The 17574-nt window shown below is 72.9% G+C and carries 19 protein-coding genes; 3 read left to right on the top strand and 16 right to left on the bottom strand.

The window, feature by feature from the left end; all coding sequences use genetic code 11:
* Window positions 1-28: 28 nt before the first annotated feature.
* Genes aztC through aztB form a run of 3 tightly spaced genes read right to left on the bottom strand, consistent with a single transcriptional unit; the run spans window position 29 to window position 3005 of the window.
* Window positions 29-937: a zinc ABC transporter substrate-binding protein AztC gene (gene aztC / locus CLV46_RS00375; RefSeq protein ID WP_100362963.1), complete on the bottom strand. Its 909-nt coding sequence runs from the start codon at window positions 935-937 to the stop codon at window positions 29-31.
* A complete protein-coding gene (locus CLV46_RS00370; RefSeq protein WP_100362962.1) occupies window positions 934-2121 on the bottom strand; it encodes an ABC transporter in 1188 nt (395 codons plus the stop codon). The genes aztC and CLV46_RS00370 overlap by 4 nt, the downstream gene beginning before the upstream one ends.
* On the bottom strand, window positions 2118-3005 hold the full coding sequence (gene aztB, locus CLV46_RS00365; RefSeq protein ID WP_100362961.1) for a zinc ABC transporter permease AztB: 888 nt from the start codon (window positions 3003-3005) through the stop codon (window positions 2118-2120). Before aztB ends, CLV46_RS00370 begins: the two co-directional genes overlap by 4 nt.
* A 46-nt stretch (window positions 3006-3051) precedes the next feature.
* On the opposite strand from aztB, the gene aztA reads away from it, so the two are divergent.
* Window positions 3052-3681 (top strand): zinc ABC transporter ATP-binding protein AztA, encoded by a 630-nt coding sequence (gene aztA, locus CLV46_RS00360; protein ID WP_157802174.1) that lies wholly within the window; start codon window positions 3052-3054, stop codon window positions 3679-3681.
* A 170-nt stretch (window positions 3682-3851) separates the two neighbouring features.
* On the opposite strand, the gene hemL is transcribed toward aztA, so the two are convergent.
* The 11 genes from hemL to hemE all read right to left on the bottom strand — a co-directional run bounded on the left by hemL (window position 3852) and on the right by hemE (window position 13338).
* Entirely contained in the window at window positions 3852-5306 is a 1455-nt protein-coding gene (hemL, locus tag CLV46_RS00355) for a glutamate-1-semialdehyde 2,1-aminomutase (protein WP_100362959.1), read from the bottom strand.
* Window positions 5303-6277, bottom strand: a complete 975-nt coding sequence (hemB, locus tag CLV46_RS00350) for a porphobilinogen synthase (RefSeq protein WP_100362958.1) — start codon at window positions 6275-6277, stop codon at window positions 5303-5305. Before hemB ends, hemL begins: the two co-directional genes overlap by 4 nt.
* Window positions 6274-7026: a uroporphyrinogen-III synthase gene (locus tag CLV46_RS00345; protein ID WP_100362957.1), complete on the bottom strand. Its 753-nt coding sequence runs from the start codon at window positions 7024-7026 to the stop codon at window positions 6274-6276. The genes hemB and CLV46_RS00345 overlap by 4 nt, the downstream gene beginning before the upstream one ends.
* A complete protein-coding gene (gene hemC, locus CLV46_RS00340) occupies window positions 7023-7898 on the bottom strand; it encodes a hydroxymethylbilane synthase (protein WP_245866976.1) in 876 nt (291 codons plus the stop codon). Before hemC ends, CLV46_RS00345 begins: the two co-directional genes overlap by 4 nt.
* A 38-nt stretch (window positions 7899-7936) precedes the next feature.
* A complete protein-coding gene (locus CLV46_RS00335; RefSeq protein ID WP_425430396.1) occupies window positions 7937-9103 on the bottom strand; it encodes a ferrochelatase in 1167 nt (388 codons plus the stop codon).
* Window positions 9100-9792 carry a hydrogen peroxide-dependent heme synthase gene (hemQ, locus tag CLV46_RS00330; RefSeq protein ID WP_100362955.1) on the bottom strand — a complete coding sequence of 231 codons (693 nt, stop codon included), beginning with the start codon at window positions 9790-9792 and terminating at the stop codon, window positions 9100-9102. The genes CLV46_RS00335 and hemQ overlap by 4 nt, the downstream gene beginning before the upstream one ends.
* Window positions 9793-9893: 101 nt before the next feature.
* Complete coding sequence (locus tag CLV46_RS00325; RefSeq protein WP_157802173.1) at window positions 9894-10121, bottom strand: DUF3618 domain-containing protein; 228 nt, start codon at window positions 10119-10121, stop codon at window positions 9894-9896.
* Window positions 10090-10530, bottom strand: a complete 441-nt coding sequence (locus tag CLV46_RS00320; RefSeq protein ID WP_100362953.1) for a phage holin family protein — start codon at window positions 10528-10530, stop codon at window positions 10090-10092. The genes CLV46_RS00325 and CLV46_RS00320 overlap by 32 nt, the downstream gene beginning before the upstream one ends.
* Before the next feature lie 25 nt (window positions 10531-10555).
* The gene (locus tag CLV46_RS00315; protein ID WP_100362952.1) at window positions 10556-10891 is read right to left on the bottom strand and encodes a hypothetical protein; all 336 of its coding nucleotides are present in this window, start codon (window positions 10889-10891) and stop codon (window positions 10556-10558) included.
* Window positions 10892-10931: 40 nt separating this feature from the next.
* The gene (locus tag CLV46_RS00310) at window positions 10932-12221 is read right to left on the bottom strand and encodes a protoporphyrinogen/coproporphyrinogen oxidase (protein ID WP_100362951.1); all 1290 of its coding nucleotides are present in this window, start codon (window positions 12219-12221) and stop codon (window positions 10932-10934) included.
* Window positions 12222-12234: 13 nt separating this feature from the next.
* Window positions 12235-13338, bottom strand: coding sequence for a uroporphyrinogen decarboxylase (hemE, locus tag CLV46_RS00305; protein WP_100362950.1), 1104 nt, complete (start codon window positions 13336-13338; stop codon window positions 12235-12237).
* A gap of 290 nt (window positions 13339-13628) precedes the next feature.
* On the opposite strand from hemE, the gene CLV46_RS00300 reads away from it, so the two are divergent.
* Complete coding sequence (locus tag CLV46_RS00300) at window positions 13629-14873, top strand: glutamyl-tRNA reductase (RefSeq protein WP_100362949.1); 1245 nt, start codon at window positions 13629-13631, stop codon at window positions 14871-14873.
* 99 nt (window positions 14874-14972) lie between these two features.
* The gene (locus tag CLV46_RS00295) at window positions 14973-15542 is read left to right on the top strand and encodes a GNAT family N-acetyltransferase (protein ID WP_100362948.1); all 570 of its coding nucleotides are present in this window, start codon (window positions 14973-14975) and stop codon (window positions 15540-15542) included.
* A 397-nt stretch (window positions 15543-15939) separates the two neighbouring features.
* Here the strand turns inward: CLV46_RS00295 and CLV46_RS00290 are convergent, their stop codons facing one another.
* Both CLV46_RS00290 and CLV46_RS00285 read right to left on the bottom strand, forming a co-directional pair.
* Window positions 15940-16344, bottom strand: coding sequence for a pilus assembly protein CpaE (locus CLV46_RS00290; RefSeq protein ID WP_100362947.1), 405 nt, complete (start codon window positions 16342-16344; stop codon window positions 15940-15942).
* 312 nt (window positions 16345-16656) lie between these two features.
* Complete coding sequence (locus CLV46_RS00285; protein WP_100362946.1) at window positions 16657-17565, bottom strand: serine hydrolase; 909 nt, start codon at window positions 17563-17565, stop codon at window positions 16657-16659.
* Between the last annotated feature and the right edge of the window lie 9 nt (window positions 17566-17574).

Here is a 17574-nt window from a genome sequence, read left to right as displayed (position 1 = left end):
TAAGCGTTTTCATTAAGCAAGTCGATCATCAGCGCAGCGCCGACGCGATCCGCTCGCCGTTCGTGCGCATCATCTCGAGGTACGTCTCCGCACCCTCGCCCGCGCCACTCAGCGACTCGGTGAACAGCGACACGATCTCGACCTCGACGCCCGCCTCCTCGGCGAGCACCTCGGCGACGCGGGCCGGTTGCGACGAGTCGGCGAAGATCGCGGGCACCCCCGCGTCACGGATGGCCGACGCGAGCTCCTCGAGGTCGCTCGCGCTCGGCGCGGCGAGGGTCGTTCCGCTGGGCAGCACCGCGCCGATGACCTCGAAGTCGTAGCGCTCGGCGAGGTACCCGAACACGTGGTGGTTCGTGACCAGCCGACGGCGTTCGCTGGGCAGCGCGGCGAAGGCGGCCTCGAGGTCCGCATCCAGCTCGGCGACCTGCGCCGCGTACACCTCGGCCGATTCCGCGAGCGCGACGGCGTCGACGCCGGGCACGTGCTCGGCGATCGCGTCGGCGAGCGGACCCAGCAGCTCCGTCACGCGGGCCGGGTCCGTCCAGAAGTGCGGGTCGGGGCCGGAGGCGTCGTCGGTGGCGAACTCGAGCACCGAGACGTGGTCGCCGGCGACGAACGTCGGCACGCCGTCCTCCACCGCGGCGTCGACGTGGTGCTGCACCCCCTCCTCGAGGCCGAGGCCGTTCGAGATGATGAGGTCGGCGTCGCGCAGCATGGCCGCCTCCTGCGCCGAGATCTCGAACGAGTGCGGATCGGCGCCCGGCGGCATGAGCGTGACCACCTCGACGGCGTCGCCCACCACGTTCTGCGCGACGTCTCCGAGGATGTTCGTCGTCGCCACGATGCGCGGCCCGCCCTGCGTGACGGCGTCGCAACCGACCAGTCCGGCCGCGACCCCGATCGCGATCAGCAGGGCGCCCCACGCGCGGTTCACCGGCCGACCTCCGCCAGGAACAGCGGAGTGTGCGGCATCCGGAACTCCCGGGCGACGCGTCCGCCGTCGCGGTAGTCGATCTCGAGCACGCGCCCGCCCGCGGGGTCGTTGAGGTACGCCCGCTGCGCGTCGACCTCGAGCGTCACCCCCGCCGCGAGCGCAGGGTCGGCGACCGACTCGGCCACGAGCGGCTCCGTCGCGGCGAGCAGGGTGCCGCCGAGGCCGTCGAGCACAAGCAGCCGCCCGGTCGCGTCGACGGCGAGCACCGTCTCGTCGTCGTCGCCCACCGCGCTCGCGGCGATCACGGGCGCCTCGGTCGGGATGCGCATCCAGGCGCGCTCGCGCGCGTCGAGCAGCCACACCCCGGTGATGCCGGCCGGGGCGGCGACCGAGGGGCGGTCGGCCCGTGCCGCGAAGTCCCGCGCCCGGTCCGCGTCGACGACGGGAGCCGGGTAGGGAACGGGCTCGACTACGGGCGCGGTCTCGCCCTCGGTGACGAGCAGGGCCCCCTCGGCGCACCCGATGACGAGGCCCGCGCGGGTGGGGAACGACCCGGCGGGTGCCGCGCAGGGCGCCTCGGCGACGACCGCGCCGTCCGCATCCTGCACCCGCACCGCATCCGACTCGCCCACGACGAGGTGGTCGCCGAACGGCGCCGCGACCGCGCCGGGGTCGAGGTCGACGCGGCGCGGATCGCCCAGCCCGCCGTCGGCGAGCGCGGCGGCCTCGAGCACGACGGCCTCATCGTCGAAGGCGATCACGACGGTGCGGCGGTCGGATGCGACACGAGCCGCTCCGTCGCCCTTCACGACACCGACGCGGCGCGAGTCGGCGCGGTAGTAGTGCGAGTGGTCACCGTGCGGGCGTGTCCACACGCCGCTGTCGAGCACCTCGACGCCCGCATCGGTCGTGGCGAACACGAACCGACCGTCGGTGACGATGTCGCCCGGCGCACCGAGGTCGGCGACGTCCACCTCGTCCCCGGTCAGCAGGTCGATGGATGCGGTGGAGCCGTCGTCGTCGACGGTGATGACGCGCAGCTGCGGCTCGGGCATCTCCTCCGCGCCGGGGATGTAGCCGTGGCCGGCGGACGGGGTGTCCGCCGGCGCCGGCGTGGTCGTCGCGCACGCGGAGGTGAGCGTCACGGCGGCCAGGGCGAGCAGAGCGGGCGTCAGGCGTTTCACGGGATGACCTTTCCGGGTCGGGGAGCGGGAACGGGATGCTCACGCGGGCGCCGGAGGGCAACCACGGCGGGGCGCAGGGCGAGCGAGGCGAGGAATCCGGTGACGGCCGTAAGGGCGATCGACGCGCCCGCCGCGGTGCCGGCGTGCCACGAGACGAGCAGCCCGGCGTAGGCCCACACGGCACCGAGGGCGGCGGCGAGCGCCATCTGCTGCGGGATGCGGTGGGTCCAGTGCCGCGCGGTCGCCGCCGGGGCGAGCAGCAGGGCCACGACGAGGAGCGTGCCGACGGCCTGGTACGACGCGACGACCGCGAGGGTCACGAGCCCGACGAGCACGGTGCGGGCCAGTCGCGGGCGCAGGCGCAGCGTCGCCGCCTTCGCGGGGTCGAACGCGAGCGCGACGAACGGCCGGTGGAAGGCGATAGCGATCACGAGCGTCGCCGCGAGGGCGGAGCCGACGAGGGCGAGGTCGTCGGCGCGGACGGCGAGCACGTCGCCGAAGAGGATCGCCGTGAGGTCGGTCGCGAAGCTGCGCGAGCGCGACACGATGATCACGCCGAGCGCGAGCATGCCGGCGAAGATGATGCCGATCGCGGTGTCGTCGCTCAACCGGCGGCGGCTCAGGGCGCCGATCGCGGCGGACATGCCCGCCGCGCTCACCGCGGCCCCGAGCACCGGCGGCAGCCCGAGCAGGGTCGCGAGCGCCACGCCGGGGAGCATTCCGTGGGCGAGCGCCTCGCCGAGGAACGCCATGCCGCGCGCCACGACCCAGGTTCCGACCACGGCACAGAGGGCCGCGACGAGCACCCCTCCGAGCAGCGCGCGCAGCATGAACGCGGCGCCGAACGGCGCGAACAGCGCGGACTCGAGCAGGGCGATCACCATCCCGACCCTACATGAGAACGATTATCACCCGCGCTACGATGGCCGCATGCCCGTTCTCCTCGCGCTCGACGCCGCGACCGTCTCCCGCGACGGACGGCCGGTGCTGAGCAGACTGAACCTCGAGTTCTCCCCTGGCACGATCACCGCGGTCACGGGCGCGAACGGCTCGGGCAAGTCCACGCTGCTCGCGCTCCTCGCCGGCCTGCTGCCGGCGGACGCCGGCACGGTGCGGCGGCCCCGCTCGCTCGCCTTCGTGCCGCAACGCTCGAGCGCATCCGAGACCCTGCCGGTGACGGTCGCGGATGTCGTCGCGATGGGCCGCTGGGAGGCGCGACCCTGGGGCCGGATGCACCGCATCGACCGCCACCTCGTCACCGCGAGCGCGCAGCGGATGGGCGTGGACGCACTGCGGAGCCGTCCGTTCGGCGACCTCTCCGGGGGCCAGCGCCAGCGGGTGCTCATCGCCCAGGGACTCGCGCAACGCGCCGACGCCCTGCTGCTCGACGAACCGGCGACGGCCCTCGACGACGACGGCGAGCGCATCCTGCACGACGTGCTGCTCGAAGAGGCGGCGCGCGGCGTCACGGTGGTGCACGCGACGCACGACGCGGTCGCGGCGGCGCGCGCCGACCGCTGGTTGCACGTGGAAAACGGCCGCGTGATGCGGCGGCACTGACGCGGGTCGCGCCGGCCGCCGGGGCGGTTTCCCGTCGCATAGTGCGGGTGTGGCCGGCTCGCACCCGCGATCCGCGACGGGAAGTCGCCGGCAGGGAGGTCTCCATACGGGCGCCAGGGCGCCCTACTCGACCGGCGGAGTTGTCCTCCCCGCGGATCTCGATACGGGAGCTACTGCGCGGACTCCGGGGTGGGCGCGACCGGAGCCGCATCCCCCGGGGTGGCCGCTGCGGCGGCGCGCGCGGCGACCGGCAGCACCTCGAGGATGCGGTTCACCGCCGTGTCGTCGTGGGCGGCCGAGACGAACCACGCCTCGAACACCGACGGAGGCAGCGACACCCCGGCGTCGAGCGCGGCGTGGAAGAAAGCGGGATAGCGGAACGCGTCCTGCTGCCGCACCTCGTCGTAGTTCCGCGGGGCGCCCTCGCGGAACGCGACCGAGAAGAGCGTGCCGGCGCGCTGGATGCTGTGGGCCACGCCCTCGGCGGCGAGCGCCTCGGAGAGGGCGGCGGCGAGGGTGTCGGCGACATACGCGACCCGCTCGTAGACGGCCGCATCCGCCGCCCGCATCGTCGCGATGCCCGCGGCGACGGCGACCGGATTGCCGCTCAGCGTGCCCGCCTGATAGACGGGACCGAGCGGGGCGAGCCGGTCGAGGATGTCCGCCCGGCCGCCGAGCGCGGCGAGCGGCAGTCCCCCGCCGATGACCTTGCCGAACGTGACGAGGTCGGGGCTCCAGCCCATGCCGTCGGGAACGATGTTGCTCGCCTCGAGTCCCCACCAGCCGGCCGAGGAGGCCCGGAACCCGGTGAGCACCTCGTCGACGATGAGCACGGCGCCGATCTCGTGGGTCAGGTGCGAGAGCGCGCGGTTGAACCCGCGCGACGGGGGCACGACGCCCATGTTCGCCGCGGCGGCCTCGACGATGACGCCGCCGATGCGGTCCCCGTGCTGGGCGAACGCCGCGCGCACCGCGTCGAGGTCGTTGTACGGCAGCACGAGCGTCTGCGCCGCGGTCGCCTCGGTGATGCCGGCCGATCCGGGCATCGACAGCGTCGCCAGCCCGGAGCCGGCTTCGGCCAGAAGCGAGTCGGAGTGCCCGTGGTAGTGCCCGGCGAACTTCACGAGGAGGTCGCGTCCGGTGAACCCGCGGGCGAGGCGGATCGCCGTCATCGTCGCCTCGGTGCCGGTCGACACGAGCCGCACCCGCTCGAGCGGACGGATGGGCGGGGTGTCGTCGTCGTCGCGCTCGTCGCTGCGGCACCCGGGACCGGTGAACGGCTTCGCCGAGTAGCGGGCACGGATGATCTCGGCGAGCTCGGTCTCGCCGGGCGTCGAGGCGCCGAACGAGAGCCCGCGCGCTGCGGCCTGCTGCACCGCCTCGACGACGGCCGGATGGGTGTGGCCGAGCAGCGCCGGACCCCACGACCCGACGAGGTCGACGTAGTCGCGGCCCTCGACGTCGGTGACGTAGGGGCCGCGGGCGGAGACGAGGAAGCGGGGGGTGCCGCCGACGGAGCCGAACGCCCGCACGGGCGAGTTCACGCCGCCGGGGATGGAGTTGCGGGCCCGCGCGAACGCCTCGGCGTTGGTGAGGGTGGGCTTCGTCGTCGGGTGCGTGGTCATCGGAGGCTCCGGGCGAGGTCGACGGCGAAATAGGTGAGCACGGCGTCGGCTCCGGCGCGGCGGATGCCGAGCACCGATTCGAGCATCGCCGCGTCGCGGTCGATCCAGCCGTTCTGCGCGGCGGCGACGATCATCGCGTACTCGCCGCTGATCTGGTATGCCCAGACGGGCACCTCGCTCATCGCGGCGGTGTCGGCGAGCACGTCGAGGTAGCTCATCGCGGGCTTCACCATCACGATGTCGGCACCCTCGGCGATGTCGAGTTCGACCTCGCGGAGTCCCTCCCGGCGGTTGCCGGAGTCGAGCTGGTAGCTGCGGCGGTCGCCCTGCAGCGACGACTGCACGGCTTCCCGGAAGGGGCCGTAGAACGCGGACGCGTACTTCGCCGCGTAGGCGAGCAGGGCCACATCGGTGCGCCCGGCGCTGTCGAGCGCGTCGCGCACTGCGGCGACCTGGCCGTCCATCATGCCCGAGAGCCCGAGCAGCTGGGATCCGGCTTCCGCCTGCACGAGGGCCATCTCGCGGTAGCGCTCGAGTGTGGCGTCGTTGTCGACCCCGCCCCGCGCATCGAGCACGCCGCAGTGTCCGTGGTCGGTGAACTCGTCGAGGCACAGGTCGGTCTGCACCACGAGCGCGTCGCCCACCTCGGCGACGGCGACGCGGGTGGCGGCGTTGAGGATGCCGTCCGGGTCGGTCGCGCAGCTGCCGACCGCATCCTTCGTCTCCGGGATGCCGAAGAGCATGACGCCGCCGATGCCCACCTCCGCCGCTTCGGCGAGCGCGGGCTTGAGGGAGTCGAGCGTGTGCTGCACGACGCCCGGCATCGACGCGATCGGCACCGGTTCGTCGACGCCCTCGCGCACGAACATGGGAAGCACGAGCTCGGCCGGATGCAGGCGCGTCTCGGCGACGAGCCGTCGCATCGCCGGGGTGTCCCGCAGTCGGCGGGGCCGGATGACGGGACCGGTCACGGCGTACCTCCGGCGTGCTCGACGAGCGCTTCGACGAGGCCGCCCGCGCTGCGTTCGTCGGCGATGACGTGCACCGCGAGGCCCGCTGCTCGGGCGTCGAACGCGGTGCGCGGACCGATGCACGCGATGATCGTGGAGTCCGGCAGCGGCGCGAGCTGCGCGGCGACCTGACGGGCGACGCTCCCGGAGGTGACGAGGATCGCCCCGATCGCGCCGCTCGCGACATCCGCCCGCACCTGCTCGGCGACGGGCACGCCGACGGTGCGGTAGGCGGTGATGAACTCGACCTCGAAGCCGAGTTGCGAGAGGCCGGCGACGAGCGTCGGCTCGGCGATGTCGGATTGCGGGATGAGCACGCGACCGCGGATGTCGGCCTTCGGCCACTCCTTGACGAGGCCGCGTGCGGAGTTGTCGCCCTGCGGGATGAAGTCCACGCGGTAGCCGGCGAGGGACAGGGCCGCAGCGGTCGTCTCACCGACGGCGGCGACCTTCGTCGACTCGGGGACGCGGGTGCGTTCGCTCACGAGCACGTCGACCGTGGTCGCGCTCGTGACGACGAGCCAGTCGAACTGGCCGTCCTGCAGCTCGTGCAGCGCGTTTGCGAGCGCCGTCGGGTCGTCGGTGCCCGCGAAGTTGATCATCGGGGCGATGACGGGCACGGCACCGTGGCTGCGCAGGGTCGCGGCGACGGTGTCGCCCCACTTGCCTCCACGCGGCACGAGCACGCGCCATCCGGCCAACGGCTTCACGCGGTTCCCCCGAGCGGCGCGAGGTCCGCGGCGCCCTGCTCCAGCAGCTCGTCGGCGACACGCTCGGCGAGCTCCCCCGCCGGGTGCTTCGCGTCGGCGGCGTAGAGCGCGTGCGAACTCGTGACGTGACCCGAGCCGTCCGGGGCGTAGACGCGCGCGGAGAGGAACAGCAGCCCGTCTTCGAGCAGCGCGTGGGCACCGATCGGGGCCGCGCAGCCGGCCTCGAGGCGAGCGAGCACCCCGCGCTCGGCCGAGACGGCGAGGTGCGACGGGCGGTGGTCGAGCTTGGCGACGAGGCGTTCTTCGCCGCGTCGGGTCTCGAGCGCGAGCGCGCCCTGTGCCGGGGCGGTCGGCCACGGCCCGAGTTCGAGGTACTGCGTCACCGCGTCCAGACGGTGCAGGCGGTCGAGACCGGCCGCGGCGAGCACGACGGCGTCGAGGTCGTCGCCGACGCGGCCGAGCCGCGTGTCGATGTTGCCGCGGATGTCGACGACGTCGAGGTCGGGGCGGCGCGCGTGCAGCTGGGCCTGGCGTCGCGGCGATCCGGTGCCGACACGGGCACCTTCCGGCAGCGTGTCGAGGGTGAGGCCGTCCCGGGCGCACAACGCGTCGCGTGCATCCGCGCGCTTGGGCACCGCGCCGATCACGAGTCCGTCGGCCGGAGCGGTCGGCAGGTCCTTGAAGGAGTGCACGACGACGTCGCAGTCGCCGGCGAGGAGGGCCTCCCGCAGCGCACTCGCGAACACACCAGTGCCGCCCACGTTCTTGAGCGACGCTGTCGACGTGTCGCCCTCGGTGGTGACCGGAACGAGTTCGATCTCGACGCCGGTGCGCGCGGCGATCGAGTCGGCCGTCGTCCGGGTCTGGGCCATGGCGAGGGCGCTCGCCCGCGTTCCGATGCGCAGCACGCTCACGGAGCCACCCCCGCCACGGCGGGGCGGAACCCGAGGCGCGCGTTCTCGCAGCACCCGGGTCGGCAGACGTCGTACCAGGGCCCGAGGTCGGTGGCGGCCGGGCGCTGTTCGACCGGCGTGCCCTCGAGACGCTCGACGAGGAGGTCGACGAGGCCGTTCACGTAGTTGGGGTCGAGGCCCGGCGTCGGCACGCGGGTCGCGCGGATGCCGACCTCGGCCGCGGTCTGCATCGCCTCGTTGTCGAGGTCCCACATGACCTCCATGTGGTCGCTCACGAATCCGAGCGGAACGATCACGACGGCCTGCACACCGCGCGCGGCGAGGTCGGTGATCGCGTCGTTGATGTCGGGCTCGAGCCACGGCACGCTCGGCGGTCCGGAGCGGCTCTGGTAGACGAGGTCCCAGCCGATGTCGCTGCGACCGGTCGCGGCCATGACGACCTCGGCGACGGCGCGGTGCTGCGCCTCGTAGGCGCCGCCCTCGCCGAAGCCGCGCTCGGCCGGTCCGCTCTTGGCCGCATCCGCGTTCGGGATGCTGTGGGTCGAGAACAGCACGTGGATGAGCTCCGCGGGCAGCTCGGCGGCGAAGGCGTCGAGCGCGTCACGCACCCCGTCGATGAAGGGCTGCACGAAGCCGGGGTGGTCGAAGAACTGGCGCACCTTGTCGATCTGCACGCGACCGAGCAGACCGCCGGCGTCGAGCGCCGCGGCGAAGTCCTCGCGGTACTGGCGGCAGCTCGAGTAGGAGCTGTAGGCGCTCGTCGCGATCGCGAGGAGCTTCGTGTGGCCCTGCTCCGCCGCCTCGGCGACCGTGTCGCTGAGATAGGGCGCCCAGTTGCGATTGCCCCACAGCACGGGCAGGTCGATGCCGCGCGCACGCAGCGCCTCCTCGAGCGCCTCGCGCAGCGCCCGGTTCTGGGCGTTGATCGGGCTCACGCCGCCGAAGTGGCGGTAGTGGGTGGCGACCTCCTCGAGTCGTTCGTCGGGGATGCCGCGGCCACGGGTCACGTTGCGCAGGAACGGGATGACGTCGTCCTGGCCCTCCGGCCCGCCGAAGCCGGCGAGCAGGATGGCGTCGTAGGCCACGGGCTGCTCGACGTGGGGCGCACCGGAGGCGGCCTCGGGCGTCGCGCCGAGCACGACCGGGGTGGACTCGGGGGTCACGAGAGCAGTTCCTCCACCTCGTCGACGGTGATGCGACGACCGGTGAAGAACGGCGTCTCGAGGCGGACGTGCCGCCGGGCATCCGTCTGACGCAGGTGGCGCATGAGGTCGACGAGGTCGACGAGCTCGTCGGCTTCGAGGGCGAGGATCCACTCGTAGTCGCCGAGGGCGAAGCTCGCGACCGTGTTCGCGAGCACCTGCGGGTACTGGCCGCCCTTACGTCCGTGCTGGCCGAGCATCGTGCGGCGCTCATCGTCGGGGAGCAGGTACCACTCGTGGCTGCGCACGAAGGGGTAGACGGTGACCCACTTCTTCGGCTCGTGCCCCTTCATGAAGGCGGGCAGGTGGTTGCTCGTGAACTCGGCGTCGCGGTGCACGCCCATCGCGACCCAGCTCGGGATGAGCCAGGTGAGGGAGTTGTGCCGGCGCAGCTCGCGCAGCGCCCACTGCAGCTTCTGCGGGTCGGGGCCGTGGAACCAGATCATGAGGTCGGCGTCCGCGCGCATCGACGAGACGTCGTACAGTCCGCGCAGGGTCACCCCCTGCTCCTCGACGCGTCGGATGCTGGCGGCCAGGGCGTGCGTCGTGACGATCGCCTGGTTCTGGGGATCCCGTCGCAGAACCGCCCAGAGCGTGTAGCCCAGCTCGGGGGAATCGGGTTCGGCCTGCGCCGGAGCGCTCGTGCTCATGCCCCTATCCTCCCCCGCCCGGCTGAGAGGAACAAAAACGGGCGACCGCTCCCGGAGGAGCGATCGCCCGAAATCGGTGTCGCGCGAGTCGGTCGGCGGACTCAGTCGTCGGTGAACAGCGCCCAGGCCACGAGGCCCAGCACCACCGCGGCGACGGCGCCGGCCCCGACCATCCAGGGCACAGGCTGCTCGTCGTAGTTCGACTTCGCCTTCGTCTTCAGCCGTTCGAACTGCTTCTGCACGTTGAGCTTGTCCTCGATCGCGTCGAGGGTGTGTCCCAATTCGTTGCGCACGCGCTCAGCGCGTGCCTGCAGGGCCGGATCGGTCACCTGATGTCCTCTTTCCTGTTCCCTTGATCGCGTCGAGATCGCGTCGCACGCTCTCCAGCGCCTTCTCCGGAACGGGCGGCACGCCCTCCATGAGCTTCTTGCGCCCGATGAGCGCGAGCACCACGACGACGATCGCCAGCACGAGCGCCACGAGCAACGCGGCGAGCCATCCCGGCATCACCTCGGCGAGACCGAGGATCGCAGCCGTCAAGAGCACGCCGACGAAGAGCAAGGCGACCACCGCGGCACCGGCGAGGATGCCGGCCCCGATCCCGATCGCCTTGAGCTTGCCGATGAGCTCCGCTTTGAGGAGCTCGATCTCGCTCTTGACGAGATCCGTGACGAGGCCGGGAACGTCGCCGATGAGCTCGAAGAGCGACTTGCGCTTCTTGGCCTGTGTCTCGGTCATGTGTCCCCTTCTTCAGAAGGAGCTGTCAGCCCGCGGTGGACGACGGTCCGGTCGAGCCGGTCGACGAGTCCGAAGCGGTCGACGAGCCGGTCGACGCGGTGGAGCCGGTGCTCGACGAGGAGCTCGAGCCCGACGGCTTATTGCCGGTGACCTTCTTCGCGTTGTCGGTGACGAAACCGGCGACCTCGGGAGCCTTCTCCTTGACGAAGTCCTCGACCTGGTCGACGCGCTGCTTCACGCGCGGGTCGTTCCAGAGCCGCTCGGCACTGTCCTTGAGCTGGTTGTACTTCTCACGTCCGGCCTTGGCGCCGAAGACGTATCCCACCGCGAGACCGGTGAGGAGCAGGATCTTGCCTCGCATCGTTCCTCCGTTCGTTGTGCCCCCACACTGTCACGCCCCCTCAGGGCACATCGGGGCCGTGCAGCATCCTCCCAGCCTGCTCCCGGGCTTGTCGCACGACCGCGGCGAGTCCGGTGCCGGCCGTCCACTCCCCCACCCCGGCGACGCCGTCGAGGGCGTCGGCGGCCCCACGGCGGGTCCACTCCACCCGCGCCGCATCGATCACGGCGCCGGTTGGCAGTTCGACGCCGAGCAGCACCGCCGCGTCGGCGCGGGCCACCTCGCGCCAGTCGTCGCCGACCCGGTCGTACGACAGGCGCAGCACGTGGCGGCCACCCGCGCGTTCCGCGAGCCACGGCCACTTCGCGGTGACATGGGTGAGCGCTCGCGCGCGCACGCCGGGGGCGCCCTGGGCGACGAGCACGCCCGTACCCCGCGGTGCCGTGTCGAGCGCGGACTGCTGCACGACGAGGGTCACGACGGTGACGGTCGTGGGAGTCGCCGCGTCGTCGCCGGTGAAGCCGGCCGCCGCGACGAGCACGCGACCGGGCATCCGCTCGCCGTCGACCACCACCACGTCGGGGCCGACGGACTCGACATGCGCGCGGGTGCGCAGCGTCGCCCCCGCGAGCCGCAGGTCGGCGACGAGCTCGTCGACGAGCCGCGCGACGCCGCCGCGCAGGCCGAGCACGGCGGACCCCGCGGGCGCCTTCGCGCGCAGGTCGCGCACACCGCGGGCGAGCGAGCCCTCGCGCAGCAGGGCGATGCGCACGCCCGGGGCGACCCGGTCGAGCTCGAGCTCGTCCGGTTGCGCCGAGTGCACGCCGCGCGCGACCGGGGCGACCAGTTCGTCGACGACGGCGCGTCCCATCCGCACCCGCACGAACTCCCCGAGCGTGGTCTTCTTCGCCCCGACGACCGACGGCAGCAGCGCATCCGCGAACGCGCGCAGCGCCGACCACCAGCCGATCACCCGGATGACGTCGGAGGCGAGCGGCGTGCCCGGGATGCCGAGGATGCTCGTGGCGGGCAGCGGCACCGCGTCACCGCTCGAGCGCTGCAGCCAGGCTCCCGCGTCGCTCGGGGCGACCACCGCATCCGCGAGCCCGAGCTCCTCGGCGAGCGCCTGCACCGTGCCGCCGCGGGTCGCGAACGCCTCGGCACCCGCGTCGAGCTCGATGCCGCCCACCGTGTGGCGCTGCAGTTGACCGCCGAAGCGCTCCGACGACTCGAGCACGGTCACCCGCACGCCGGCGCGCGCGAGATCGCGGGCGGCGACGAGCCCGGCGACACCGCCGCCGACCACGATGACGTTCGCGGGACGCTCGGCCGCTGATGCTTCGTCGCTCATGGTCGGGATGCGTTCAGAGGGAGTGGACCAGCTGCACGATGCGGGTGAGCACGTCGGGGTCGGTCTCCGGCGGAACGCCGTGGCCGAGGTTGACGACGTGGGCGGGCGCGTCGCGACCGCGGTCGACGACGTCGCGCACGTGGGACTCGAGGGTGGGCCACGGCACGGTCAGCAGGGCCGGGTCGATGTTGCCCTGCAGCGGCGTCGTGCCGCCGAGGCGGCGATTCGCCTCGTCGAGCGGGATGCGCCAGTCGACGCCGACCGTGTCGGCTCCGACGTCGCGCATCGCGGCGAGCAGCTCGCCGCCGCCGACCCCGAAGTGCACGCGCGGCACGTCGTAACCGCGCAAGGCGTCGAACGCGCGCTTGGAATGCGGGGCGACCCGGCGCACGTAGTCGCGGGCCGAGAGCGCGCCGACCCAGGAGTCGAACAGCTGCACGGCGCTCGCCCCGGCGTCGACCTGCGCCCGCAGGAACGCCCCGGCGAGGTCGGCGCACCAGTTGAGCAGCGTCGCCCAGGAGTGCGGGTCGGAGTACATGAGCGAGCGCGCCCGCAGCTGGTCCTTCGACGGGCCGCCCTCGACGAGGTAGCTCGCGAGGGTGAACGGGGCACCCGCGAATCCGATCAGCGGGGTGCTGCCGAGCTCCGCGACCGTGCGGGCGACGGCCTCCCGGATGGGCGCGAGGCTCTCCGGGTCGAGCGGCGGCAGCGACATGATGTCGGACGCGGTGCGGATCGGGTTCTCGAGCACCGGACCGCGCCCGGGCACGATCTCGACCCCCACACCCGCAAGCTTGACCGGCACGACGATGTCGCTGAAGAAGATGGCCGCGTCGACGTCGTGGCGCCGCACCGGCTGCAGGGTGATCTCGCTCGCGAGCTCCGGGTTGAGGCAGGCGTCGAGCATCGCCGTGCCGACCCGCAGCTCGCGGTACTCGGGCAGCGAGCGCCCGGCCTGGCGCATGAACCACACGGGGGTGCGCTCGGGGCGGTCGCCGCGGTACGCGCGGATGAGGGGGGCGGATGCGGTCCGCCCGTCGACGAGGGGATGCTGCTCGGGCAAAGGCACCGGCACATCCTGCCATGGCCGCCTGGAGCGCTGCCCGCCGCCGCACATCCGTTCACCGCCGACGCACATCCGGCCGCGGCCGCGCCGGCGGGTCGGCCGGCCCGCCGGCCCCCGGTCAGCCCCCGCCCCGGGCGCGGGTCGGCCCTTCCCCCGGACGGCCCCCGCCCCGGGCGCGGGTCGGTTTTCCGTCAGTAGATGCCCTTTCACCCGACCCATGAGGGCATCTACTGACGGGAAACGGCACGGGATCGACGGACGCGGCCGATGGGCGTGTGCACGTTCGCCCAGCGCGCACCCGCGCGGCAGTGGCACGCGCGACGCGGGCGTACCATGGATCAGTGCTCCTCTGCCTCACGGCGAATCACCGCAACGCGGGATTCGATCTGCTCGACCGGCTCTCGGTCGCGGCTCCCGAGGCGACCGCGCATCTCGTGAACGGCAGCGACACCGTCGACGGCGCGGTGGTGCTCGCCACGTGCAACCGGTTCGAGGCGTACCTCGACATCGACGGTCCGGATGACGTGCTGCCTGCCGTGGAACGCACCGTCACCGCGATGAGCGACGCGAGCGGCGTCGACCCCGAGGAGCTCCGCGACGCGATCACGGTGCTGCGCGGTGAGGACGTCGCCCACCACCTGTTCGCCGTCGGGTCAGGCCTCGAGTCCGTCGTGGTCGGCGAGGAGGAGATCGCCGGGCAGATGCGCCGCGCCTTCGACCGTGCCCGCACCGACGGCACCACCTCATCCGCTCTCGAGCGCCTCTTCCAACACGCCGCGCGCACCTCGCGCGAGGTGCGCACCGCCACCGACATCGGCGGCAAGGGCCGCTCGCTCGTGCGTCTCGCCCTCGAACTCGCGTCGAGCCGGGTGACCGACTGGTCCGCCGCGCGCGTGCTCGTCGTCGGCACCGGGCAGTACGCGGCGACGACGATCGCCGCCCTGCGCGACCGCGGCGTCTCCGACGTGCGCGTCTACTCGGCGACCGGTCGTGCCGCCCGCTTCTCCGCCCGTTACGGTGTGCGCGCCGAGCGCGAGCTGTCCGCCGCGATCGGCGATGCGGATGTCGTGATCACCTGCACCGCCCGCTACACGATCACCGTGGACGACGTTCCCGACGAGTCGCGCCGCCTCGTCATCGACCTGGGCCTGCCGCGCAACGTCGACCCGGCGGTGGCGACCCTCCCGAACGTGGAACTGCTCGACCTCGAGGTCATCGCGCTGCACGCGCCGCTCGCGGAGTTCCGCGCGACCGACGACGCCCGCACGCTCGTGCAGAACGCCGCATCCGCGTATGCCGCCGACCAGGAGGTCACGCCCGCGATCGTCGCCCTGCGCAAGCACGTGTTCGACGCCCTCGACGCGGAGATCGCCCGCGCCCGCGCGAAGGGTGCCGACGAGACGACCGTCGAGTCGCTGCGCCACCTCGCCGGCGTGCTGCTGCACACCCCGTCGGTGCGCGCCCGAGAGCTCGCCCGCGAGGGACGCGCCGAGGAGTTCACCGCCGGACTCGAGGCGCTGTTCGGCGTCGTGCCGGAACCGCGCGAAGTCGAGTCCGACCGCCGCGACGGCACCGCGAGCGCCTGAGCTCCGGGTCACGCCGTCCTGACGGGTCCGCGTCGCGCCGTCCTGATCGGTCCGCGCTGCCGTCCTGACGGGTCCGCGTCGCGCCGGTAGTTTCGGGGGGTGATCCCGCTCGACTACGACGGTCCCTTCGAGACCGAGCGACTGCTGCTGCGCCTGCCGACCTTGGACGACACGGACGCCGTGTACGCCTACCAGTCGCGCGAGGACGTGTGCGAGTTCCTGCCGTACGCGCCCCGCAGCCGGGAGGAGGTCGCCGAGAAGCTCGAGCGGAACGCCGCGATCACCCGGCTGGAGAACGACGGCGACTTCTGGTTGCTGCCGCTCGAGCGTCGCGACGACGGCCGCGTCATCGGCGAGGTCATGTTGCGCATCACGTCGGCGGCGCTCAGCGGCGGCGAGATCGGCTGGGTGCTGCATCCGGATGCCCACGGGAAGGGGTACGCCAACGAAGCAGCCCGCGCGGTGCTCGAGTTGGCATTCGACCGCGTCGCCCTGCACCGCGTCGTGGCCGAGCTCGACCCGCGCAACGCCGCATCCGTCGCCCTCTGCGCACGGCTCGGGATGCGCGAGGAGGCGCACTTCGTGAAGAACTTCCCGCTGCCCGACGGCTCGTGGGGCGACACGGGCATCCACGCGATCCTCGCCGAGGAGTGGCGCGCCGCCCGCTGACCCGGCGTGCCTCGCGCTCCCCACGCCGCTGCCTCTCCAGCCCCGCGCCGAGTGTCGGGTGTCGGAACTTCAGGACTTACGCCTCCCGGTGCAACGCATCATTCCGCGACACGGTGTCGGAAATTCAGGAGAGTCGTCGGCTCGAGGTGTGTCGTTCCGCCGGTCCGGCGGGCTCCAGCGCCGCGTAGTCCTGAATTTCCGTCAAGGCCCACGTGATCCGCGCGGACGGAACTCCTGAGTTTCCGAAACCACGGCATCGGAGGGGTTCGCGCCGGCGGGCGCCGGCTCCGGCGGCAGTGAGCGCGGAACCGTGCCACGGCACGCCGCGCTGGTGGGCCTGCCACGCGGTGTGGCGCGTGACGTTCCGCTCTCGCTGAACCAGCCAGCAGGTGACGGCTCAGCGGCTGAGGCTGATGAGGGCGAGCAGGGCCCGGCCGTAGGCCTCGGCGGGTTCCGGGTGGTCGAAGACGCGCGTCTCCCCGCGCAGGTCGATCTCCACCTCGAAGCTCTCGTCGGTGCGGCGCAGGGCGCGGAAGGTGGTGCGCAGCATCTCGCGCAACTGGTCTTCACGCGGCAGCCACAGCGCATCCTCGAGCGCGACCGAGTCGAGCGCCCACTCGGTGGTGCCGTTGAAGCCGAGCACCGAACCCGTCGGGTAGTGGTGCGCCTCGATCGTCATGTCGCTCACCGTGAAGACGTCGACGTCGAGGTCGGGCAGGTTGATCTGGAAGCGGTCACCCGAGACCGGATGCCACACCAGCCCGGCTTCCCGCAGCTGCGCGGCCAGTTCGGGGGAGATCATGCGCGCCATTATGCTGCGCGCCGGCCGAGCGGCGCCTGGACGCCCGGCGGATGTTGTGCCGCGGCGGGGGCGAATTCGGCGGCTCGTGCTCGCTCGGGCCGGCCGCGTTGGCGGGGGGGGGCCGCGGGGACGATCTCCCGTCGCGTATTGCGGGTCGGCGTCGATGGCACCCGCACTTTGCGACGGGAGAACGAGCCGAGGTGGTGGTGGCGGGGATGGGAGGGCCGGCGGATGCTGTGCTCGGCGGGTCTCGATACGGCGGCTTTGCGCGCCTACTCGACCAGCGACGCACCCCAGGCGGCACCCACCCCCTCAGTGGACGTACTCGAGCAGGTCCATGCCGATCGTGCGCATCGCCTCGAGCACGCGCAGCCGCGCGCCGATGTCGTCGTCGCTGAACTGCACCGACACGGCGTACGCGGCGGCGGCCCGGCGGCCGCGCACGACGCCGGCCTCGGCGCGCACGCCCGTGTCCGTGCCCGTCTTGTTCACGAGCAGGGTCCGGTGGTCCGCGCCCCGGTGGGCGAGCGGATCGAGCCCGAACGCGCTCGCTACCATCGACAGGTCGGTGTTCAGCGACAACCACGCGAGCACCCGCGCGCTCGTGAGCGAGTCGACCACCTGGTTGTTCGCGAGGGCCCCGAAGAGCCACGCGAGCTCCGCGGTCGACCCGACGGAGAGCTGCGGCGCGTCATCCGGCCCCCGGCTGTCGCGCACCAGGTCGAGCAACGCGGTGCGCATGAGACCCATCTCCTCGCCGCGCGCCCGCACCGCCTCGAGTCCGACATGCCGCAGCAGCACGTTGGTCGCGAGGTTGTCGCTCGTCGCCGCGATGAGGGCCGCGAGGTCGGGCACCGAGAACGAGGTGGCCTGCAGGTGCTGCCACACGCCGGAGTCGCCGACCGAGTCGCGCGCCGTCTTGTCGAGCACCGCGAAGGCGCTCGGGTCGCGGGCGGTCATCCGTGCCGACACCTCGACGAGCAGCAGGATCTTGCCGATGGATGCGGTGGGCAGCACGATCCGGTCGTCGACCGCCATGAGCACCCGGCCGGTGTCGAGATCCATGATCTTCGCGGACACCTGAGCGCCCTCGTAGGCGAGGTCGCCGAGGGCGGCGAACCCGCGCCCGAAGTTCTCGCGCTCCGCCGGGGCGCGATGTCGGGCCTGGCGCAGGCGGCGCATCCGCTCGCTGCGCTCTCGGGTTCGCACGCTGTCGGTCACGGCACTCCG

The organism is Diaminobutyricimonas aerilata (assembly GCF_002797715.1).
Taxonomy (GTDB): Bacteria; Actinomycetota; Actinomycetes; order Actinomycetales; family Microbacteriaceae; genus Diaminobutyricimonas; species Diaminobutyricimonas aerilata.
The sequence above is the reverse complement of the archived record's forward strand: the minus strand, read 5'-3'. Positions and strand labels throughout refer to the sequence as shown.